At 59.7% G+C, this 20,031-nt stretch carries 21 protein-coding genes, 1 tRNA gene and 1 other RNA gene; 14 read left to right on the top strand and 9 right to left on the bottom strand.

Annotation, left to right across the window (positions count from 1 at the left end):
• Positions 1–785 precede the first annotated feature (785 nt).
• Positions 786–2,252 carry a phospholipase D-like domain-containing protein gene (locus tag F550_RS0110110; protein WP_018148438.1) on the bottom strand — a complete coding sequence of 489 codons (1,467 nt, stop codon included), beginning with the start codon at positions 2,250–2,252 and terminating at the stop codon, positions 786–788.
• A gap of 148 nt (positions 2,253–2,400) precedes the next feature.
• Here F550_RS0110110 and F550_RS0110115 point away from each other — a divergent pair, with 148 nt between their 5' ends.
• From F550_RS0110115 to F550_RS17530, 3 genes are read left to right on the top strand one after another with little or no spacing between them, the layout of a single operon-like run.
• Entirely contained in the window at positions 2,401–2,745 is a 345-nt protein-coding gene (locus F550_RS0110115; RefSeq protein ID WP_018148439.1) for a hypothetical protein, read from the top strand.
• A 53-nt stretch (positions 2,746–2,798) separates the two neighbouring features.
• Positions 2,799–3,767, top strand: coding sequence for a KpsF/GutQ family sugar-phosphate isomerase (locus F550_RS0110120; RefSeq protein WP_018148440.1), 969 nt, complete (start codon positions 2,799–2,801; stop codon positions 3,765–3,767).
• Positions 3,768–3,804: 37 nt separating this feature from the next.
• Positions 3,805–4,302 carry a DUF2721 domain-containing protein gene (locus F550_RS17530; RefSeq protein WP_018148441.1) on the top strand — a complete coding sequence of 166 codons (498 nt, stop codon included), beginning with the start codon at positions 3,805–3,807 and terminating at the stop codon, positions 4,300–4,302.
• 1 nt (position 4,303) lies between these two features.
• Here the strand turns inward: F550_RS17530 and rnpB are convergent.
• An RNA gene (rnpB, locus tag F550_RS18785) (RNase P RNA component class A) lies at positions 4,304–4,677 on the bottom strand.
• 99 nt (positions 4,678–4,776) lie between these two features.
• Here rnpB and F550_RS0110130 point away from each other — a divergent pair.
• Positions 4,777–5,370, top strand: coding sequence for a hypothetical protein (locus F550_RS0110130; protein ID WP_018148442.1), 594 nt, complete (start codon positions 4,777–4,779; stop codon positions 5,368–5,370).
• 112 nt (positions 5,371–5,482) lie between these two features.
• Positions 5,483–6,424 carry a YhjD/YihY/BrkB family envelope integrity protein gene (locus F550_RS0110135; protein WP_018148443.1) on the top strand — a complete coding sequence of 314 codons (942 nt, stop codon included), beginning with the start codon at positions 5,483–5,485 and terminating at the stop codon, positions 6,422–6,424.
• Here the strand turns inward: F550_RS0110135 and F550_RS0110140 are convergent.
• From F550_RS0110140 to metZ, 4 genes are read right to left on the bottom strand one after another with little or no spacing between them, the layout of a single operon-like run.
• Positions 6,409–7,092: an N-acetylmuramoyl-L-alanine amidase gene (locus F550_RS0110140; RefSeq protein ID WP_018148444.1), complete on the bottom strand. Its 684-nt coding sequence runs from the start codon at positions 7,090–7,092 to the stop codon at positions 6,409–6,411. The two genes, F550_RS0110135 and F550_RS0110140, sit on opposite strands and share 16 nt — an antisense overlap.
• Positions 7,089–7,988 carry a DMT family transporter gene (locus F550_RS0110145; RefSeq protein ID WP_018148445.1) on the bottom strand — a complete coding sequence of 300 codons (900 nt, stop codon included), beginning with the start codon at positions 7,986–7,988 and terminating at the stop codon, positions 7,089–7,091. The genes F550_RS0110140 and F550_RS0110145 overlap by 4 nt, the downstream gene beginning before the upstream one ends.
• Positions 7,989–8,045: 57 nt before the next feature.
• Positions 8,046–8,462, bottom strand: a complete 417-nt coding sequence (gene apaG, locus F550_RS0110150) for a Co2+/Mg2+ efflux protein ApaG (RefSeq protein WP_018148446.1) — start codon at positions 8,460–8,462, stop codon at positions 8,046–8,048.
• A 12-nt stretch (positions 8,463–8,474) separates the two neighbouring features.
• Positions 8,475–9,671, bottom strand: a complete 1,197-nt coding sequence (metZ, locus tag F550_RS0110155; RefSeq protein ID WP_018148447.1) for an O-succinylhomoserine sulfhydrylase — start codon at positions 9,669–9,671, stop codon at positions 8,475–8,477.
• A 63-nt stretch (positions 9,672–9,734) separates the two neighbouring features.
• Between metZ and F550_RS0110160 the strand changes: the two genes are divergently transcribed.
• From F550_RS0110160 to F550_RS0110170, 3 genes are all read left to right on the top strand, one after another.
• Complete coding sequence (locus tag F550_RS0110160; protein ID WP_018148448.1) at positions 9,735–10,751, top strand: 2'-deoxycytidine 5'-triphosphate deaminase domain-containing protein; 1,017 nt, start codon at positions 9,735–9,737, stop codon at positions 10,749–10,751.
• A gap of 76 nt (positions 10,752–10,827) precedes the next feature.
• Positions 10,828–11,352, top strand: coding sequence for a hypothetical protein (locus F550_RS17535; RefSeq protein ID WP_018148449.1), 525 nt, complete (start codon positions 10,828–10,830; stop codon positions 11,350–11,352).
• A gap of 95 nt (positions 11,353–11,447) precedes the next feature.
• Positions 11,448–13,193: an N-acyl-D-amino-acid deacylase family protein gene (locus F550_RS0110170; protein WP_018148450.1), complete on the top strand. Its 1,746-nt coding sequence runs from the start codon at positions 11,448–11,450 to the stop codon at positions 13,191–13,193.
• Between the two features lie 3 nt (positions 13,194–13,196).
• Here F550_RS0110170 and F550_RS0110175 read toward each other — a convergent pair whose 3' ends face one another.
• A complete protein-coding gene (locus F550_RS0110175; protein ID WP_018148451.1) occupies positions 13,197–14,504 on the bottom strand; it encodes an MFS transporter in 1,308 nt (435 codons plus the stop codon).
• Between the two features lie 123 nt (positions 14,505–14,627).
• On the opposite strand from F550_RS0110175, the gene F550_RS17540 reads away from it, so the two are divergent.
• The 5 genes from F550_RS17540 (at position 14,628) to F550_RS0110195 (ending at position 18,027) form a co-directional block, all read left to right on the top strand.
• The gene (locus tag F550_RS17540) at positions 14,628–15,038 is read left to right on the top strand and encodes a hypothetical protein (RefSeq protein WP_018148452.1); all 411 of its coding nucleotides are present in this window, start codon (positions 14,628–14,630) and stop codon (positions 15,036–15,038) included.
• 12 nt (positions 15,039–15,050) lie between these two features.
• A complete protein-coding gene (locus tag F550_RS0110185; protein ID WP_018148453.1) occupies positions 15,051–15,269 on the top strand; it encodes a helix-turn-helix transcriptional regulator in 219 nt (72 codons plus the stop codon).
• Positions 15,270–15,431: 162 nt separating this feature from the next.
• Positions 15,432–16,472: an MBOAT family O-acyltransferase gene (locus F550_RS17545; protein ID WP_018148454.1), complete on the top strand. Its 1,041-nt coding sequence runs from the start codon at positions 15,432–15,434 to the stop codon at positions 16,470–16,472.
• 113 nt (positions 16,473–16,585) lie between these two features.
• Entirely contained in the window at positions 16,586–16,891 is a 306-nt protein-coding gene (locus F550_RS18575; RefSeq protein WP_018148455.1) for a hypothetical protein, read from the top strand.
• 8 nt (positions 16,892–16,899) lie between these two features.
• Positions 16,900–18,027: a hypothetical protein gene (locus tag F550_RS0110195; protein ID WP_018148456.1), complete on the top strand. Its 1,128-nt coding sequence runs from the start codon at positions 16,900–16,902 to the stop codon at positions 18,025–18,027.
• A gap of 145 nt (positions 18,028–18,172) precedes the next feature.
• Here the strand turns inward: F550_RS0110195 and F550_RS0110205 are convergent, their stop codons facing one another.
• Together F550_RS0110205 and F550_RS0110210 are read right to left on the bottom strand one after the other, a co-directional pair.
• On the bottom strand, positions 18,173–19,120 hold the full coding sequence (locus tag F550_RS0110205) for a radical SAM protein (RefSeq protein ID WP_018148458.1): 948 nt from the start codon (positions 19,118–19,120) through the stop codon (positions 18,173–18,175).
• 93 nt (positions 19,121–19,213) lie between these two features.
• Complete coding sequence (locus tag F550_RS0110210) at positions 19,214–19,729, bottom strand: CBS domain-containing protein (protein WP_018148459.1); 516 nt, start codon at positions 19,727–19,729, stop codon at positions 19,214–19,216.
• Positions 19,730–19,846: 117 nt separating this feature from the next.
• On the opposite strand from F550_RS0110210, the gene F550_RS0110215 reads away from it, so the two are divergent.
• A tRNA-Gly gene (locus F550_RS0110215) sits at positions 19,847–19,920 on the top strand.
• Positions 19,921–20,031: the final 111 nt, after the last annotated feature.

The following is a 20,031-nucleotide window of genomic DNA, read 5'->3' on the forward strand; positions in this document are numbered from 1 at the left end:
TTCTCCCGGTGGGAGAAGGGAGCGCTCACCACCCCGCCTAGATCACGCACACCACCCGCGTGGCGTCATCCCGGAATTTGCAAAGCAAATATCCGGGAACCAGCTTGCGGGCGTTGCGCGTGGTTCACTAGGTCCCGGTGTTTCGCTTCGCGAAAACCGGGATGACGCCGAAAGGCGTCATCTGTGCGACAAAACCAATCCATCCCCACCCCTCCAACCTTGAGCCATACTATACGCCTCCCATCACCAGACAGGGCGGTCCGGACCGACCGGGTGGAGATGGTTCTCGCGATGCTGAGGCCAGCCGGAAAGACCCCGGCAGGTTTTCAGCAAAGCGGAGGGCTCATGCGCGGCAATCGCGGCACATGAGCGGAGTGCGAAGGAGACGAGTGCTGTCGGTATGGGACTAACGGCCCTGCCAATGGCGGTCCGCGCTATCCACTTGTCCAGTCAGGCGACGGCTCGCCTTTCTGAGTCCTCTGGGCGGCCTGCGTCAAACGAGCGGGCAATCGCAGGGCGCGCCACTGACCGGCGCTCTACAGCCACGCCGAAAGGCTGGCATTACCTATCAGCGTCGATCCATGGCGCGCCCGGCCCTGTCACAAGGGCGAGACTGTAAGCGTACCGCCAGCGGGATGCCCCGCATGGCGCTATCTGTGTTTGCTGGAAGGCCCTGTGGTTCGACTTCGCTCACCATGCGGGCCTTAATTGCCGCCCTCTCAAAGCCCGCATGGTGAGCGAAGTCGAACCACGCGGGCGGGATGAGCGGGATCGAAGGAAAACCCCTAATCCCCCACATTGCCCACAAGGTCGCGGACACCGTTCACCAGACGCTCTGCCAGGCCTCCGCCCACCTCTTCGGGGTCGGCGAACTCATTCTCGGCGAGGATATTGGCTTCGCCGTTGATCTCTGACTGTTCGAAGAGCCGCAGGGACCGGCCCTCGCCTTTCAGCGCGGTAATCGCCCCGATCAGCGAGCCGCCGGTTGCAAAGATCGCCTGTTTCAGCGCGTCTTCACTGACACCGAGATGTTCGCTCACGAGCCCATTGCGAAGACCCCCGATACTTTCACGGATCGCCCCTGGGTCATCGCAGTGCGCCGCTTCGACAGCGAGGTCCGTTTCGGTGTCGAAACCCAATGAGCGATTGTTGAGATTGGAGGACCCGACGCGGACCAGCACATCATCGAGGATCAGCACCTTCGCATGCACATAAATCGGTTCCCCGCTGGCGGTGACGGGGTAATAGGCGGCAAACCGGTGATAACGATCATGCGCCCAGAGATGCTCCAGCATGCGCACCCGAGCCCCGTCCATCGCCTTCTGTCGCAGCCAGCCTTCGGCATTGCGCGGCAGGACCAGCACGATTTCGGGGCCGTCCTCTTCCTGCAACCGTTCGGTCATTGCATGGACCAGCGTCGCGGAGGCGAGATACTGGCTCTCGATGTAGAGCGTGTCCCTGGCCCGCGCGATCGCTTTCAGATACAGCGCCTCGACCTCGCGAACCTCATCAAAATCCTGAAAGCCGGGGAAAGTCCGCGCGACGCCCACCGGCACGTTGTTCCAGGTCAGATCAAGGCCCGGCCAGACTGGATCATTGTCACATTGCGGGGGCGACAGCTTCTCACTTGTGGCACGCAGCCAACGCTCGCGCGCGATATCGCCAAGCGCGCAGGCAATGTCGCCAGACACAGCCACCGTCGCATCGTGCCAGGGCTTGGGCATCTCGCTCTCGCCGGGCAGCGTGCGGCAGGGCTGATCGTCGAGATGATCGCACGTGTCCCAGCGCCCTGCCGTCATGTCGATGCCGCCGCAGAAAGCCATCTGGTCGTCGATGACGATAATCTTGGAATGGTGCGCCGCGCCAACCGGGTGCGTCGAATCGAGATGGAAATGGAAATTGTCACTGAACCGCATGGGGCGCAGCGCGATCGGCACCATGCCGCGCATGATGGACTGCATCGCCCCGACGTCCCATTTCAGCATGTAGAGCTGCAGATGCTCGCGTTCGGTCGAGAGCCAGGAGAGGAATTCGCCAAGCTGGTTCGGGCCGTCCAGCGTCTGCTCATCGGGTTCAAATTCGATACGCGTGTCGAAATCCCATCCGATCATCATGATCGTCTTTTCGGCGTTCAGCATCGCCTCTTTGACGGCCCTGAAATAGTCGCGCCCTTCCAGGATGATGCGAAGCTTGTCTGCGGTCTCTATACGCTGACAGGTCTTTCCCGGCACAAGTACATTCTCAACAGCCATTTGCGCCGCCCCGTATCTGCCCTTTGAAGTATGATGGCGTATCGCCTCTCCAGTCGATCAACGCAACTGCAGCCGCTGGGTTGCCCGGCTTCGCCCGCAGGCCCGTTTCTGGCATAAGGCGCGAGAAATTTTTGAAGGGTATACCGCCATGGATGAAGCCGACTGGAACTTCACAGAACAACAGGCCGAGACCGTCTTTACATGCGAACAGCTGCGCGACTCCAAGGGCGTGAAGCCGCACAGCGAGATCATACTCGACCTCTTCTTCGTCCCCATCGAAGGCGAGGAAGCTCGCCGCGCTGCATTCGAAAAAGCGCTGGAAACGTTTGGCTATCAGCTTGGTGAGGCCGAAAAAGAGACAGAGGTTGCCGCCTCGATTGGTCCGATCCCCTTTACTCCGCAGGACATCTGGCTGCATGAGGAACGCACGACCAAGATGGCGCTGGCCCGCGGCTACAAACCGGATGGCTGGGGCTTTGCTGAACCGGAATAGACAAGGTCGGCGCATCCCAGGCGCCATTCCTTGCAAGCGTGAAGAGACCGTCGATGTCATCTGGACCAGAATCCGATCTTGAAACTGCACGCCGCGTGGTGCGCATCGAGCGCGAGGCGCTGGACGCGCTTTCGCAAAGTCTCGACGCGTCTTTCTCTCAGGCTGTCGATGCGATTGCGGGCTGCGGTGGCTATCTGATCGTGGCGGGCGTCGGCAAGTCCGGTCATGTCGGCCAGAAGATCGCCGCCACCATGGCTTCAACGGGGACGCCGGCTTTCTTCCTGCATCCGACCGAGGCAAGCCATGGCGACCTAGGCATGGTGCGCCCAGACAGCGTCGTGCTTGCCATCTCCTATTCAGGGGAAACACGCGAGCTGATCGATCTCCTGCGTTATTGCCGCTCGCATGACGTCAAGCTGATCGCGATGACGCGCTCGGCCGACAGCCTGCTAGGCCGCAATGCCGACGTATTGCTGCCGCTTCCAGCCCATGAAGAAGCCTGCCCCAACGGACTCGCACCCACCTCGTCCACAACCATGACCCTCGTCATGGGTGATGCGCTGGCCGTCGCGCTGATGGCCCGCCGGGGGTTCAGCAGAGAAGACTTCGGCGCGCGTCATCCGGGCGGCAAGCTTGGCAAGGCGCTGCATACGGTGGCCGACTATCTCATGTCGCGAGATGCCACCCCGCCAATTGTGCCTGAAACGGCTGGCCTTCGCGATGTCATTCAGGCCATCGCCGAAGGCCGTCAGGGCTGCGTGGCGGTTGTCGATGCAGGCGGCGCCTATATCGGTATCGTCACGGACGGCGACCTTCGCCGCTATATGCAGGACGGCCGCGAGGCTGGCACGGCGCGCGAAATGATGACCCGCGGAGGCAAGACCTTTACTCCGCCGGACCGCATCGCGCTGGTTGTCGATGTGATGACCAAACTCAGAATCTCGAACGGCTTTGTCCTTGAAGACAGCAAGCCGATCGGCATTATTCATACCAAGGACCTGCTAGAGGAAGGCTATATCTAGAAGCCACCCCCGAGGGGGCTGAGCTCAAGATACGCGCATGGAAAACATCGACGTCGATATCGTACACAGTATCGAACTGGCCGTCGCGCCGGTCTTCCTGATTGCGGGGATCGGCGCGCTCCTTACAGTTCTGACCAACCGGCTTGGCCGCACCGTGGACCGGTCGCGCGCGCTGGAGCAGGAGCTGATGGTGGAAGGCGCCATGGAAAGCCATCCGCGCTGGCGGTCCGAAATCATCCTGCTGGACCGTCGCATTTCATGGATCAACCGCGCCATTGTTCTCTCGACAGCGGCCATGCTTCTCATCTGTCTGGTCATCGTGACGCTTTTTGCTGGCCAGTTGTTCAGGCTCGACGTCGGTATTCTCGTTTCGGTGCTTTTCATCATGACGATGGGCGCGCTGATCTCGGCTACCGGCAGCTTTCTCTGGGAAATTCATCTCGCCGCCGCGATGATCCGTGTCCGCACAGATGTCTTGCAGCGCGCCCAGCCGGTGGGCCGGCCGAAAGTGCGTTTCTGGAAACGCTGGAAATAGGCTGACCAGACGGCCTGTAAGCCGGGTTCTGTCCAGCGCCTTGCGGCGCCTGTGCAGTCATTCCTCTGGGAGCCGGCTCGCACCGACCCTCACGCGACACACCCGGGGCACGGGCTGGAAACGGCCCATATGCGCCCCCTATTCGGTCTTGCTCCAGGCGGGGTTTACCATGCCAGGGACGTTACCGCCCCCGCGGTGGGCTCTTACCCCACCCTTTCACCCTTACTCCGGACGAATCCGGAGCGGTCTGCTCTCTGTGGCACTTTCCCTCGGCTTGCGCCGGGCGGACGTTATCCGCCGCCCTGTTTCCATGGAGCCCGGACTTTCCTCCAGCACAGCCTTATCGGCCATACCAGCGACTGCCCGGCCGTCTGGTCAGGGCGTCCCTATAGGCCAGATGAACTGGCCTCGCCAGTGCCGATTTACAAACCTCGCAAGAGGGAACCAGCAAGAGAGGCATCCGTTGGAAACCAGATGATAAAAACGTCAATGACCGCCCTCGCCCTCGCTTCTGGCCTCTTCATGGCAGCCTGCTCGCCCTCAGACGAGCCCGCCATGGACACCTCCACCGATAATGAGACACCGATTGTCGATGCGCAGGACAGTGCTGTTGAGACACAGTCTGACGCCTTGTTGCCTGACGATACCGACGAAACGGATATGGGCGTGACTGGGGATGATGCAGGACTATCGACACTGCAGCCGGTCAGCGCAGAAGATGTCAGCATGCTCGAAGGCGACCTTGCCTGCAACTTTGCGACGTCCGATGAAAACAATACCTTGCTCGTTGCCCGCGCCGACGTCTCGGAGAATGGCCGCGCCACGGCCGCGATCAATAGTGATGGCTTTGCCCTGCAGCTTTACGGCGAACAGCTCGGCGGGTTCAGCGGCCTTGAAGAAGATGGCGGCACATTTGCGGGCGAAGGCATGGTCATCGTCGTGGAGCTTGGCGACGCGGCGCTCGGGGGATCTGAAACCGGACAGTCCAGCCAGGTTGCCACGATGACGGTCAACCGAGCTGACGGCGCGACACGCACATTTGATGGTGAATGGGTGTGCGGCCCCTAGGCCAGTCTGATTGCCGCGTGTTCCTCATAGGGGACGCGGCGGGGCGAAGACTGGTCAAAATCGGGGAACGCGACCATCTTGAGGCCTGAGCAGTTCCTGCGAAGGCCTCAGCATGCAAGCATGGCTTACCAAATTGCCGCTTCCGGATTTTATCCTGAACTGGATGGTCCTGCCTTTCTGGAAGGCGATCGTGCGGCTCTCGAAGCCAGAAGTTCGCATCGTCACGGGCGGGATCAGTTTCTACGCCCTCTTCTCGATCTTTCCTCTGATCTACCTGACGCTGACCCTGCTCTTCTCGCTGCTGCCGCATGATCTGTCGCAATCGCTTTCAAATACGGTCGACCAGGTTCTGACTTCCGCAGTTGCGCCGTTAAGGCAGGCCGATTTGACGACAATTAGGGATTCGACCCCGCAAGGCCTTACCATCCGCGCCGTGGCGGCGGTGCTCATCGTTCTCTATACGGCGAGTTCAGGGGCGAAGGCAGCGATTACAGGCATCCGCATGGTGGCGGGAAGCGAACGGCGCTCGAACATCATCCGGTTTCAGGGTGTGTCGTTACTGATGACGACGCTGCTTATCCTGATTGTCTGGCTACTTGGGGCGCTTCAGCTTCTCATGTCATTTGCGACAGAACGGCAAGGCTTCATCGCGTTTGAACTGGCGCGCGATATCTCCAACCTCGCCTCCCAGCTCTGGCTCGGCAAATTCATTGCCTGTTTTGTCATCTTCTACCTCATCATCTCGCTATCGCTATATGGCCGGATCAATTCGGGCCGGTCCATGACGATGGGAGCAGCAGCCGGGGCGCTTTGCTGGAGTGTCGCGACCTGGGCCTATCATATCTACCTGCAGGTCTCGGTTCTCGACACGTTCTACGGCGCCCTCGCTTCGGTGATCCTTGGCTTCATCTGGCTGCTTGTGTCGGTGTCTTCCCTGCTGCTCGGGGCAGCGCTCACCGTCGAATGGTCAGCCCGGTTTGCGAAACTGGATCGGGAAAAGGGCAAAGTGCGCAAAACCAGTCCGGCGCCCGAGCCCGATCACTCCGCCGAATAAAGCTTGGCGACCGCTGAAGCGCGCGCCCGTATCTCGCTATCATCCAGTCCGTCGATGCGGTGCTGAAACCAGCGGCGCTGAAACGCTGTGATCGTGGCTTTCAGGTCGCTGGTGTCGTAACCGATCGTCTTCAGTGACGTGGCGAGGAGCTGCGACGCGTCGCCCGCCTCATCCGGCCAGAGACCGATGCCGGATGCGGCGAGTCGCTGCCAGGGAAAATGCTCGCCCGGATCCGCCTTTCGGACAGGGGCAATGTCGCTATGGCCGACCACCCGCGTCTGCGGGATAGACCAGCGTTCGATGATCCCAAGGGCCAATTCGGTGACCGCCTCGATCTGGGCGTCTGGATAGGCTGGCAGTCCGCCACTGGGCGCAGGCCAGTCATGACCGCCATTGACGATCTCGATGCCGACAGAGCGCGAATTCAGGTCCTCATCGTCTTGCCAGGATCCGACCCCCGCATGCCATGCCCGCTTGTCCTCATCCACGAGCTTCAGGATGTCGCCATTTTCCCGAACGACATAATGCGCAGACACGCCAGCTTTCGGGTCGCAGAGCCGCTCTATGGCAGCGTCGCCGGTTTCCATGCCGGTATAATGCAGGACCAGCATGTCCAGCGGCCCCTTGCGCTCATTGAAGTTCTGGCTGGGATGCAAAGCGATCTTCATCTTGCAACGCGCGCCTTCTCCGGCAGAGCTGCCTCCGGCAGTGACTTGTTGCGGCGGATAGCGATCACGAACACGCCGCTCAGCGAGATCGCCGCGCCGACGATGAGGCGGAGGGTCAATGGCTCACCAAGCAGGCTGACGGCGAGCACGACACCCCAGATCGGCGTCATCAGGGTGAGCGGCGAAAGAAGCGAAATATCGTACTTCTTGATCAGCGTATAATACGCCCCGTGCCCAAAGACGCTGACGCCGAGAACGGCGAAGGCCGTCGCTGCCCAGACCATCCAGCCACCGCCGACGAAGGCGTCGACCTGGCCGCTTTCGGTCAGAAAGGAAAAGGCCAGCAATGGGGTAAAGCTGAACATGCCGAGCCAGGCTTGAAGCTGCAGCGCGCTGATCGGCGCCATCTTCTTCATCAGGATGCCGCCAGCCGCCCCGACAAAGGCCGAGATGATCACATAGATAAGGCCGAAGCTGACCGAAAAGCTTTCGGGATCAAACGCAATCAGCGTCACGCCTGCAAAGGCCAGCATGATGCCAAGGCCGCGCCGCCAGCCGACGGTCTCTCCAAGGAAGGCCATGCTCATCAGCGTCGCGAATGGCACGCCGAGCTGGCCAGTAACCGACACCGCGCTGGCGTCGGCATTGGCGAGGCCAATGAACAGAAGCGCAAAGTGGACCGCGCCCATACACATGGAGATCGCAAACAGGGTCAGCATCTGCTTTGGCGCGGGAAACAGGAATGGAATAAGGACCAGCGCGATCCCGGCAAAACGGACCGCAGCAAAGAAAACGGGCGGTACGGCCGCATCGGCGACGACCCAGCGGGTCACCACAAGGTTCAGCCCCCAGACAAAGCAGACGCCGAAAAGAAGAAGGAAATCGCGGAAACCCATGAGACGGGCTGTAGCAGTGTTTTGTCGCCGCCGTCACCGCCTTTCGGCGCGGAAAGCCTAGCTTGGGCGCACCCGGTCATAGGGGCTGTCGAGAGAGAAAGCGGGGACCCGCGCGCTAAGCTCCTCTCCAGCATCGGAGACGAAGGTATAGCTGCCGCTCATCATGCCCGACGGCGCAGAAAGCGGCGCGCCGGACGAGTAGCGAAACGTATCCCCCGGCTCCAGACGCGGGGTCTGGCCAACGACACCCTCGCCATCCACGGTCTGGCGGCGTCCGAGACTGTCAATGATGTCCCAGTGGCGAAGCGTCAGCGTCCAGGTTGTATCCGACCCGTTCTCCATCTCGACCGTATAGGCCCAGACAAACCGGCTTCTGGACGGCGCAGACTCGTCTTCCAGAAACTGAGGCGTGACGGCGATTATCATGCCGTCTGTATTGGCTTCGTACCGGCCGGTCTTGTTGCTTTCTGCCATGACCTGCCCTCCCTAACCGGCCATCGCCGAGAGCGCCGACAGGATGTCGGCCTCCAGATCGCTGACATCTTCAATGCCGACCGAAATCCGGATCCAGCTCTCGTCGAGCCCCATAGAGGCGCGCTCTTCTTCATTGAGCGCCCGGTGTGTCGTCGAGGCCGGATGACAGGCCAGCGTTTTCGTGTCGCCAAGATTGTTCGAGATATCGACGAGCTTCAGAGCGTTGAGTACACGGAAGGCTTCGGGCCGTGCGCCCTTCACCGAAAACGCGATCAGCGTCCCGCCCTCATCCATCTGCTTTGCGTGCACGTCGTAATGCGGATGATCGTTACGGCCGGGATAGCGAACCGCTTTGACATTCTCATGCCCGGCGATCGCATCCGCAAGACGGGCCGCATTGCGGCTCGCCTGGCGCACCCGCAGGTCCAGCGTCTCAAGGCCTTTCAGCACGACCCAGGCATTGAAGGGTGATGGGGCCGGGCCCGTATGGCGCAGCCACGGGTCGATGACCTCTTCCATCCAGTCCGATCGCCCGAGGATCGCCCCAGCCAGCACGCGGCCCTGCCCATCCATATGCTTGGTCGCTGAATAGACCGAAATGTCTGCGCCAAGCTCCAGCGGGCGTTGCAGGATGGGTGTGGCAAACACATTGTCTACGATGAGCTTGGCGCCCGCCTTGTGAGCCAGCTCTGCGACCGCTGCAATATCGACGGCCTCAAGCAGCGGATTGGACGGCGACTCGACCAGCACATAGTTCGCCGGGCGCGAGAGCGCAGCCTTCCAGGCATCCAGGTCATAGCCCTGAACGAATTCGGTCTCGACGCCGTAACGCGGCAGGATGGTCTGGCAGATGACCCGGCAGGACCCGAAGAGCGCACTGGCGGCAACGACACGGTCGCCCTGACCCACCGGCGCGATGAGCGCAGATGAGATGGCGGCCATGCCGGACGCTGTGACGCGGCAGGTCTCGGCACCTTCCAGCAAGGCAAGCCTGTTTTCGAGCATACGCACGGTCGGGTTGGCATAGCGGGAATAGACATAGCCTTCTTCCTCACCGGCCATGCGGCGCGCGGCCTGTTCGGCGCTGTCATAGGCATAGCCAGATGTCAGAAAGACCGCCTCTGATGTCTCTCCGAACTGAGAGCGCATCGTCCCGCCGCGCACGAGCTTCGTCGCAGGCTTCCAGTCCTTGCTATCTTCAGCCGCCATGGACTTCATCCTTCCAAACCTGAGCGGTCCGTCTTAAGCCTCTTGGCGGAAAGGGATCAAGGCATGGTTCAGGCAAGACAGGGCGTCCTGCCCGATGGTGATCTGAAAGCGCTGCTCGATGCAGGGGCAATTGCCTACGAGCGGGCGCTGGACGACGACCAGATCCAGCCCGCCAGCCTCGATCTCCGGCTAGGGTCCGTTGCCTACCGTATCCGGGCGAGCTTCCTGCCCGGCGACCGCCGCCGGGTCTCGGACGTTCTCGAAGAACCCGGCCTGGCGTTGCACGAAATTCCGCTGACAGAAGCGGGCGCGGTGCTTGAAACGGGCTGCGTCTATCTTGTTCCGCTACTTGAGTCAGTGCGCCTGCCCGATGAGATATCGGGCCGGGCGAACCCGAAAAGCTCAACCGGGCGGATCGATGTCTTCACTCGGCTGGTCACAGACCGCGCAAGTGCTTTCGATGACATATCAGCCGGATATGAGGGCCCGCTCTGGCTGGAGATCAGCCCGCGCACCTATTCCATCCTTGCTCGGCCCGGTGACCGTCTCGCCCAGCTACGCCTCCGGCGCGGCAAGCCGCAGAATGTCAGTGACCTCATCGTCTCCATCGACATGGAAGCCGGCGATGGCAAGCCGGTCGGCTGGCGGGCAAAACACCATGCAGGTCTGATTGATCTGCGCGCGATTGGCGGTCATGAGGTCGCCGACTTCTGGGAACCGCTCTTCCCGCACAAGGGCAGGCTCGTCCTCAACCCGGAAGATTTCTACATCCTCGCCTCGCGTGAGAGCGTCAGCGTCGCGCCGGGACAGGCGGCGGAGATGGCCCCTGTCGCCCCGGAACTCGGTGAATTCCGCGCCCATTATGCCGGCTTCTTCGATCCCGGTTTTGGCACCAATGCAGGCGGCTCGCGCGCTGTGCTCGAGGTCCGCTCCCGCGATGTCCCGTTCATTCTCGAACATGGCCAGCCCGTGGCTAAGCTTGTCTATGAGGACATGGCGGCCGACCCGCAGGCCGTTTATGGCGGCAAGTCGAGTAATTATCAGGGCCAGAAGCTCAAACTCTCGAAGCATTTCGCCTGATAGCCGAAATTGCTGGACAAGGTTCGCGCAGACCGATTGACTCTCCTGTGTCTTTGAACCTCAGGGGGCCCCGGCCATGAAATACACGTTATTCAGCGTTGCAATCGCAAGTCTCGCCCTCGCCGCCTGCGGTGGTGCAGATACAGATACCGACACACCAGCAGCCGACACTGAAATTACAGAAGAAGCAGCTGCAGACTCAAGCGACGACACGACCCTCGCCGAAGAAGCAATGACAATGGACGCGGCGGATCTGCAGGAAGACTGTGGCATCCTCGCCACCGACCCGGAAGCGCAGGAAAACTTCGCCGAAATGGGCACCGATGGAGAAGGTTTCTGCGCCTGCTTCGTGCAGCTCGTCGAAGCGAAGCCCGATGATGAGCGCGAGCAGATCCTGATGACATTGGGTGAAGTGACCGACGACATGCAGGCCACGGGCGAAGGCGCTGAAGAAGCCGTCAGCCGTCTGATGAGCGATGCCATGATCAATTCGGAAAGTGAAGCAGCCCAGGCGACGACAGCTGGCGTGATGATGATCGGCGATATCATCGACGACATTGGGAATGCCATGGAAGATGGCGGCAGCTGCCCGGCCAGCTAGGCATAGTCACCCGTCAGCGCGATTGACTTCCCGGGCGTCAGGGGCGTTTTCGTCCGGTTGAACAGACCTGTCGGCGAGACAGGCCGACCGGAGGAATGCTCATGACCCATGATCTAGTTATTCGAAATGGTTTCGTTGTTGACGGGACCGGCGGGCCCGGCCGTGAAGCCGATATCGCTATCGATGGCGGTCATATCAGCCATGTCGGGCAGGTCTCCGCGCGTGGCCGCGAAGAAATCGATGCAAAAGGCGAAGTGGTCACGCCCGGCTTTGTCGATGTGCACACCCATTATGATGGCCAGGTGACCTGGGGCGACAGCCTGACGCCCTCCTCCATTCACGGCGTGACAACAGCCATCATGGGCAATTGCGGAGTGGGGTTTGCGCCCTGCCGCGATGAGGATCATGACCGTCTGATCCGGCTTATGGAAGGCGTTGAGGATATTCCCTTTCCGGTCCTTTCAACGGGCCTTCCCTGGAACTGGGAGAGCTTCCCGGAATATCTTGATAGCCTTTCCGGCAAATCCTTCGACATCGATTTCGGCGCACAGCTGCCGCATGCGGCGCTTCGGGTGTTCGTCATGGGCGAGCGCGGGGCGAACCGCGAAGACGCAAGCAAGGCCGAGATCGCCGAAATGGCACGCCTTGCCGGTGAGGCCGTGCGCGCAGGCGCTCTTGGCTTTTCCACCTCCCGGACGCTCAACCATCGCACCTCCGACGGCCAGCCGACCCCGACGCTTACCGCCAGCGAGGAAGAACTGACCGGCATCGGCATGGCGCTGAAAGAAGTCGGCAAGGGCGTCCTTCAATTCGTGTCTGACTTTGACGACCCGAAGAAAGAAGCGGCCATGCTGCGCCGGATCGTCGAGACGACCGGGCGGCCTCTGTCAGTTTCACTGGCACAGTCCGATGTAGCCCCCGATGGCTGGCGCGTCCTGCTGGGGGCGATCGAACAGGCGGCTGAAGATGGCCTGCCAATGCGGGCCCAGGTCTGCGGGCGTCCGGTCGGCGTCCTGCTCGGCCTCGACCTCACCATGAACCCGTTTATCGCCCATCCGGTCTATCAGGAGATCAGGGACAAGCCGCTGAATGAGAAGGTCGCCGCCCTGCGCGACCCTGAGTTCCGGGCTCGTCTTCTGGCCTCAAAACCAGATACGGGAAACCCGTTCGTGAAAAGCCTGCTGCGCAATTTCGGCAAGCTCTTCACGCTGGACGCTGTGCCAGACTATGAGCCAGACGCGACCCGGACCGTTGAAGCCATCGCCAGAGCGCGCGGCGTCACACCGGAAGAAGCCGCGCTCGATACACTGCTGGAGGATGACGGCCGGGGCATGCTGTATCTGCCCTTCCTCAACTATGCGAACGGCTCACTCGACCCGTCCTATGAGATGCTGAGCAGCCCGGCGACCATTCCGGGTCTTTCCGATGGCGGGGCACATGTCGGCATGATCTGCGACGGCTCCTTCCCGACCAGCATGCTGACCCACTGGACCCGTGACCGCTCGCGGGGCCCGAAATTTCCGCTGGAATGGATCGTCAAACGCCAGACCGCTGACACGGCTCACTGGATCGGCCTGCACGATCGCGGCGTGATCGCGCCGGGTTACCGCGCCGACCTCAACATCATCGATTATGACAATCTGACCCTGCACCGGCCTGTCATCCTGCGCGACCTGCCAGCGGGCGGGCGCCGACTGATGCAAAGGGCGAGCGGCTATACCGCAACCATCGTTGCTGGTCAGACGATCTACCGCGACGGCGACCCGACGGGCGCGAAACCTGGACGTCTCGTGCGCGGCGCGCAAAGCGTCCCGGCGCAGGCGAAGGTCGCCGCCGAGTAGCATTCAGCTTTTGCTGGCGGCGGTCTCTTTGACGGCTTGCTCTTCAATGCCCGCGAAACGGTCTGCGCGCGCGAGGTCCGGGAACAGCCGTGTCCAGAGAAGGGCTGTGGCGATCGCCATGCCGCCGCCAAAGACAACAGCGCCGACCGGCCCGAGCAGGCGGGCGGCGACCCCACTTTCAAATTCGCCAAGTTCGTTGGAGGCCGAGATGAAGATGAAGGACACCGAGGAGACCCGGCCCTTCATCTCATCCGGCGTCGCAAGCTGTATTAGCGAGGCCCGCACATAGACCGAAATCTCATCAGCTGCGCCGGTGACGATCAGGGCTGCCATCGACAGGAAAAAGAAGGGCGAGAGCCCAAAAACCAGTGTCGCTGCGCCATAGATGCCGACGGCCCACATCATCCATGGGCCGACATTCCTTGCCAGCGGGCGTGTGGCGAGGATGAAAGCCACGGTGGCTGCGCCGATGGCCGGGGAGGCTGCGAGGATGCCAAGGCCTTCCTGCCCGACATGCAGGATATCGCGGGCGAAAACAGGCAGGAGCGCCTTTGCTCCCCCGAAAAAGACCACAACAAGGTCAAGCGAGATCGCGCCCAGGACGATCTTGTTGCGCTTGATATAACCAAGCCCTTCGAACACCATCGACCAGCCACGCACATTGAGAACCTTCTCATGCGGGGGCGTCTTCGCCGTCGCGATGGCGAGAATGGCAAAACTCACCAGAACGATCGCCACAGTGTAGACGGTAGCCGCACCAAAGAAGCCATAGATGAGGCCGCCAATGGCCGGGCCGATGATGACGGCGGTCTGGAAGCCAAGCGAATTCCACGCAATGGCGTTTGGCAATTCCTTGCGCGGCACCAGGCGCGGGAAGAGCGAGCTGGCCGCCGCAGGCGTGAAGGCATTCACACAGCCAAGCAGCATCGCAACGCCAAAGATGATCGGCAGCGCGTTCGACGCGGGCAGAAAGACCGAGGCCAGCAGCCCGAAGGATAAAAGGACCCGCACCGTGTTTGATACGATGAGGATCATCTTCCTGTTGAGTCGGTCTGCCGCCTGTCCGCCGACGAGGGACAGGAGCAGAACGGGCACAAACTGGGCAAGACCGACCAGCCCGAGAAGGAAGGCCGAGTTCTCTATGCTCCAGCCGAGACCGCCTGTCTCGACAGGTCTGCGGGCAAGGTCATAGACCTGATAGCCGATCGTGATGGCTTCCATCTGGCGCGCAGCCGCGATGGAGACGCGCATCAGCCAGAAATGCAGATATGCGCGGTGCCGGAAGACCTGGAGGGAGGGTGCGAGCGCCATGGGTGGGCTGTCCTAAACCCTGCGCCAGCGATGGGAAAGCGCAATTTTTGTCAAGGTCGCTTGACTGACAAGTGTCCTTGTCATAGTGTCAAGGAAACACGACAACTCTTCGAGGACATAAATATGGCTCAGCAATTGGGATTCAACGCCGCCCGCAAACGTTATCACCGGGTCTTCTGGCCAGCGATGCTCGCCTATGTCGTGATCGTGCTGGGCGGCGCCTGGCTGATCGATGAGGGGACAACGCCGCAATGGCTGGCGGGTCTGGTGGCGATTGCAACCGCCCTGCCCGTCTGTCTCGCGCTCTGGGCCATCGTGCGCTGGATGAGCGAGACCGACGAGTATACCCGCATCAAACACCTCAAGGCCTTCGCCCGCGCCGCGGCGATCACCGTGTCCGGCATCTTCATCGTCGGCTTCATGCAGCTTTTCGAAGTGGTCGGGAATTTCGAGGTTTTCTGGTTTGGGCCGGCGTTTTTCCTGGCCTATGGCCTGTCGACCTGCGTCCCGATGATCTTCGGCAAGACTGTTTAGCTGAGGCGTTTCATGGACAATATCATTCGCACACTACGCGTCGAGCAGGGATGGAGTCAGGCCGCCCTTGCCGAGCATCTGGATGTTTCCCGCCAGTCGGTAAACGCGATCGAAACCGGCAAATATGATCCGTCCCTGCCGCTCGCCTTTGCGATCGCGCGCCTGTTCGGCAGGTCGATCGAGGAGGTCTTTCAGGACCCCGCCGCGCCGGCTTCGAAAGTTGCGAAGTAGCGCTCTTCCCGCACAGAGCACAAAAGCGTTTCAATGATCCCGGGAGTTGCAACGCTGCGCTTGCATCCCGCAGCCATCTAAGCCAGCGTCTGGCAAACTAAAGGCCAAAGGGTACCACGCAGCGCGACACTGCTCACTGGTCCAGGGGAATGGGGGAGCAGGTTGGTCTTTTCATCTATTGAATTCCTATTCTACTTCCTACCCATTTCGCTTCTTGCATATTTTTTACTCCGGCTTTCCAAGAAGCTTCATCCGCTCTCCACTATCAGCCTTCTGATTTCGAGCCTCGTTTTCTACACTTGGGGCGGCGGATCACTTGTATTTCTTCTACTGTTCGTAATCTGCGCAAACTATATTATTGGGCTGCTTATAAATAAAATACAGAAAAATGGAAAGAAAGGCGCACTCCCATTAACTATTGGCATAATCATAAATATTTCCGCACTAGGATACTTCAAGTACTTCAATTTTGCCGTCGATAACTTCAACTCCATCCTTGGATGGATGGGTGTACCGGCGAGTTTTGAAAGTAATGTCATCCTTCCGATCGGCATATCGTTCTACATCTTTCAAGCCATAAGCTACCTGATCGACCTGTACCGCGGAGAGGTGAGGGTCTTTCGCGACCCGCTAAAAGTCGCCTTGTATATCTCCATGTTCCCGCAGTTGATTGCCGGACCGATTGTGCGTGCCCGAACTGTCGAAAAGGAAATCCGGAGCCGCCGGGTTTCCGCCGACGATTTCGGCTATGGCGCTGCGCTGTTTTCACATGGACTGTTCAAGAAAGTCGTCATTGCGGACAGTGTCGCGCCGCTTGCGGATGCCACATTTGCAATGTCGCCACAGGACCTGACCCTACCGACCGCATGGATCGGCATTCTGGCATACACAGTACAGATCTATTTCGATTTTTCGGGTTATTCTGATATGGCGATTGGTCTGGGCCGAATGTTTGGCTTCCACTTTCCCGTAAACTTCTTCCGCCCATATTCCGCGGTCTCTGTAACGGATTTCTGGCGCAGGTGGCACATCTCGCTGTCCAGCTGGTTTCGGGATTATCTTTACATTCCGTTGGGTGGATCAAGGGGCTCGACTTTCAGCACCTATCGAAACCTGATCATCGTGTTCCTGATAACTGGCATCTGGCATGGTGCGGCCTGGACGTTCCTTTTCTGGGGACCTACCATGGGGCCCTTCTCGTAATCGAGCGGATTACCGGTCTGCGTAATGCCAAGGATGCCAGGTTCTTTCCGGTCAGGCGTCTGGTCACTTTTGGCCTGATCGTTGTCGGGTGGGTCGTCTTCCGGGCAGAGAACATGGATCAGGCCGCCGGCTTCGCGCTTGCCATGACTGATGTGACCCAGCTCGGTATGGATCCGGAGGTGGCAGTACTCTTCGGCACCAAGGCTGGCTACGTCCTGGCTTTGGGCCTGCTCGTGGTTGCACTGCCGCGGTCATTCACATTCGCGCAGTTCCTGGACGAAAAAATCTGGCATGCGCAGGGAATTCGGCAGATGGCCCTCAAGTCAGGGGCGCTTGCCTACATGGTGATCGGCCTGTTTTTTATTGGACTGATCGTCTCGGCACAGAACTATAGCCCGTTCCTTTACTTCCAGTTCTGAGGACTTCGATGTCTCGAGTTTTCGTTATTATTTTTCTCGCCTTCTTGCTGGCCCCCACGATTTCTGGTTTTTTCGGAATTCAACCGAAATCGATTGAGAACAGGGATTTAGAAAAACCCCCGGCCCCGTCCGTCCATTCAATTATGAACGCGGAATACTTCTTGGAAGCGGGCGCTTACCTAAAGGATAACCTTCCCCTCAGAATCGAAGCGGTTCGCCTTCACAACTGGTTGCTGCTGCATTCTTCGGCGGGCAGCGTCAGCCCGCGTGTCTATCAGGGCCGGGGGGGCGAGTTGTTTCTGGATATCGAGATCAAATCCCCATGTTCACGCCCGGTGTTCCCGGCCGATCTCATTGAAATGGTCGAAAAATTCCAGACTCGGGCCGAGAGAAACCACCAGACGTTTTATTTCGTGTTCATGCCGAACAAGGCTTTCAGTTATCCCGAACGAATGACCTCGGCGCTTGCGGGGATGGAAGCTTGTGCGGCAAGCCGCCGCGCAGAACTGAGGGCGGCGATGCGAGAAAGTCCGGCAAGATTTGTCGATCTGTGGACGCCAACGGAACAGCATGTCCAAGATGAGGGAGAGAGACTGTTCCCGAAGCTGGGCCGGCACTCAACGACGTTCGCCGGCGTTTTCTTTGCCCGCGAACTGTTAAACGAAATCGCGCCTGGAAAGTGGGATCCCGACGCACTGCAGGCGGTCGCCGAGCATACAGTGAGCAGCGAACTGCCTCTCCGGTTCATGGGTCTTAATTTGCCGGAGACCAGGACCATATACCACGTCGATCGCGGACCCGCTCTGACAACACGATATGAGGAGATCAAGCTCACTCCAGAATCTACACGAAACAGTTTTCGGTTCACAACCACTGGCGCGGATGATCACCTCGTGACCGGACGAACCATGGTGTTCCACGATTCCTTCATGGACGCTCCGCGCGATATACTCGCCCCGTATTTTGAAGAAATTTATTTCATTCACTGGGGAGAGTTCATGGCCCAGCCCGAAAAGGTTCGCGAAATACTGTTCCCGGCCGACCGAGTGATTTTCGCCTATGTCGAAGACCTGAAGGAAGAAGCAGTTCCGAACACGATCGGATCAACCCTTCGGTTGGATGCCTACTCGCGCTAAGGCAAACGCATTGCTATGACGGCGCGTATTTATGAGCTCACCAGAATCCGGCTATGGATCAGGCGGAAAGCTACGCGATGGGCAAATTGATCGAGGACACGTTTCTCGATACTGCCGCCCCGGAGATCAAGGCGGCGGAGTAGCGCTAGGCCGAGCAGCTCGCCCCACCTAAGACGCAGAATGTCGCGCACCAGGGGTGGTTGAGTTGAACCGGGTCTTCGGTCGCTGCTGCCAGCGTATCGCCCAGCTCAAACTCGGGAGCATAGGCCAGCAAGGTGCACGCCGTCACTGTGGCCCGGCCCGCACCCTTGCGGCGCACAAGCATACGCTGGCTGGCGCACATCATGTCTGCCGGGTCGACGTCCAGAATGCCCCAGCAAGCGGTCGTGATCTCAGGTGGGCTGTCGCCTTCGAGCATTTCAGGAAAGAGGACCAGCGTCTTGGGGTCTGCCGGGTCGATGTTGAGGCCAAGCCGGGCGATGAGCTCTCCATAGCCGTGCCGGGCTGCGGCTTCGCTTTCCGCAAGATCCTGGCGTCCAGCAATGGCCGCCGAAAACCCGCTCTCTGCGAGCCAGGTCATTCCCTCGCAGGCGATGTCGAAACTTCCCTGCCCGCGTTCGGCATCATGCAGGGGCCGGGAATGGTGGTCCATCGAGACGCGCATCACGATCCGGTCACCATACTGCGCATTCAAGGCTAGCAGCCCTTCGCGAATGCGCGCCCGCATCATCGGGCGCATCGCATTGGTCAGCACCAGCAGCGAATGCCCGCGCGCCAGCACAGCCTCCATGATTTTCAGGATATCAGGGCACATAAAGGGTTCACCGCCCGTAATCCCTATTTCCTTGGCGCCCTCACCCAGCGCATCGATCTCATCGAGAAAGGGCGTCACATCCTCAAGCGTCAGATAGACGAGATCGTCATTCTTCGGCGAGCTTTTGATATAGCAGTTACGGCATTCGATATTGCAGAGCGTGCCGGTGTTCAGCCAGAGCGTCTTCAAGCCCCGCCAGTCCACCGACCCGCGGGTTTCGCCCTTCGCTGTCACGAATGGATCGCGAAATTTCTGTTCTAACAAAGTCGTATGCGCCATGAGGGGAAGTCTAGCCTTGCCGTAAGGCATGACAAGCGGCAGCCTTCATGCACTCGCGCAATCGTGATTAAGAACCGGCGCGGTCGGGTACCTTTACATAACCACGCTGAACAGACCTGCGACCACCAGCGTATAAAGCAAGACGGCGCCGAGGATCAGGAAGATCTGATAGGCACCGCCAACAGTCGATTTCGTCAGCGTAACCGCTTGGCTCATCAAATCAGGCCAGGTGTATGAGACGAAATCGCCCTGCGTCATGATTGAGGTCAGCTTGCCCTGCTCATCGACAATCGGAAGGCGGCGGAACCGCTCATTCGACATGATGCGGAGCCAGTCGATGAGATTATCGTCTTCCTTGGCGACGCGCACTTCAGTGGTCATGATTTCCGAAACCTTGGTCTCGGCAGGGTTTTTCCCGCCTGCGACAAGCTTTCGCATAACATCGCGCTCAGTTACGAGCCCCAGCACATTGTGCTCTGCATCGGTCACAACGATCGCGCCATAATTGCGGTCGGACATCATCTGAACGGCTGACAGTGCTGTTTCATCAGGGCCGCAGACCAGCGGATCGGGCTTGGTTGCATATTCTACACGTTCACGGATTTTCATTGACTTGTCCTGCTGTCTACATCGCCTGACCCAAGCTGTGACAAACATCTCGCATTTCAAGAAATTCGCTTTATTCGGTCGTGGCGCTCGGATACTTTATAGGACTTGTGACGGTGCGCGGGTGTAGCTCAATGGTAGAGCAGAAGCTTCCCAAGCTTAAGACGAGGGTTCGATTCCCTTCACCCGCTCCAATCCCAACACCTTGTCATGATGCGGCAAATTGAAAACACCGGCTTGGCGCGGCCCTAACCTCAATCTGCCATGCTCACTGGATGCGAACGACCTTCAGCTGATCCAGGGCA

This window comes from Henriciella marina DSM 19595, from assembly GCF_000376805.1.
In the GTDB taxonomy this organism is placed as follows: domain Bacteria; phylum Pseudomonadota; class Alphaproteobacteria; order Caulobacterales; family Hyphomonadaceae; genus Henriciella; species Henriciella marina.

Coding starts and splice junctions, on each gene's coding strand:
- F550_RS0110175 (WP_018148451.1), bottom strand. CDS start 14,504: ATGGCGCTCGCACCCTCCCTCCAGGTCTTCCGGCACCGCGCATATCTG.
- F550_RS17535 (WP_018148449.1), top strand. CDS start 10,828: ATGAAATACACGTTATTCAGCGTTGCAATCGCAAGTCTCGCCCTCGCC.
- F550_RS18575 (WP_018148455.1), top strand. CDS start 16,586: ATGGATCAGGCCGCCGGCTTCGCGCTTGCCATGACTGATGTGACCCAG.
- F550_RS17540 (WP_018148452.1), top strand. CDS start 14,628: ATGGCTCAGCAATTGGGATTCAACGCCGCCCGCAAACGTTATCACCGG.
- F550_RS0110135 (WP_018148443.1), top strand. CDS start 5,483: ATGCAAGCATGGCTTACCAAATTGCCGCTTCCGGATTTTATCCTGAAC.
- F550_RS0110110 (WP_018148438.1), bottom strand. CDS start 2,252: ATGGCTGTTGAGAATGTACTTGTGCCGGGAAAGACCTGTCAGCGTATA.
- metZ (WP_018148447.1), bottom strand. CDS start 9,671: ATGGCGGCTGAAGATAGCAAGGACTGGAAGCCTGCGACGAAGCTCGTG.
- apaG (WP_018148446.1), bottom strand. CDS start 8,462: ATGGCAGAAAGCAACAAGACCGGCCGGTACGAAGCCAATACAGACGGC.
- F550_RS0110120 (WP_018148440.1), top strand. CDS start 2,799: ATGTCATCTGGACCAGAATCCGATCTTGAAACTGCACGCCGCGTGGTG.
- F550_RS0110170 (WP_018148450.1), top strand. CDS start 11,448: ATGCTCATGACCCATGATCTAGTTATTCGAAATGGTTTCGTTGTTGAC.
- F550_RS17530 (WP_018148441.1), top strand. CDS start 3,805: ATGGAAAACATCGACGTCGATATCGTACACAGTATCGAACTGGCCGTC.
- F550_RS0110115 (WP_018148439.1), top strand. CDS start 2,401: ATGGATGAAGCCGACTGGAACTTCACAGAACAACAGGCCGAGACCGTC.
- F550_RS0110160 (WP_018148448.1), top strand. CDS start 9,735: ATGGTTCAGGCAAGACAGGGCGTCCTGCCCGATGGTGATCTGAAAGCG.
- F550_RS0110205 (WP_018148458.1), bottom strand. CDS start 19,120: ATGGCGCATACGACTTTGTTAGAACAGAAATTTCGCGATCCATTCGTG.
- F550_RS0110130 (WP_018148442.1), top strand. CDS start 4,777: ATGATAAAAACGTCAATGACCGCCCTCGCCCTCGCTTCTGGCCTCTTC.
- F550_RS0110145 (WP_018148445.1), bottom strand. CDS start 7,988: ATGGGTTTCCGCGATTTCCTTCTTCTTTTCGGCGTCTGCTTTGTCTGG.
- F550_RS0110140 (WP_018148444.1), bottom strand. CDS start 7,092: ATGAAGATCGCTTTGCATCCCAGCCAGAACTTCAATGAGCGCAAGGGG.
- F550_RS0110185 (WP_018148453.1), top strand. CDS start 15,051: ATGGACAATATCATTCGCACACTACGCGTCGAGCAGGGATGGAGTCAG.
- F550_RS0110210 (WP_018148459.1), bottom strand. CDS start 19,729: ATGAAAATCCGTGAACGTGTAGAATATGCAACCAAGCCCGATCCGCTG.
- F550_RS0110195 (WP_018148456.1), top strand. CDS start 16,900: ATGTCTCGAGTTTTCGTTATTATTTTTCTCGCCTTCTTGCTGGCCCCC.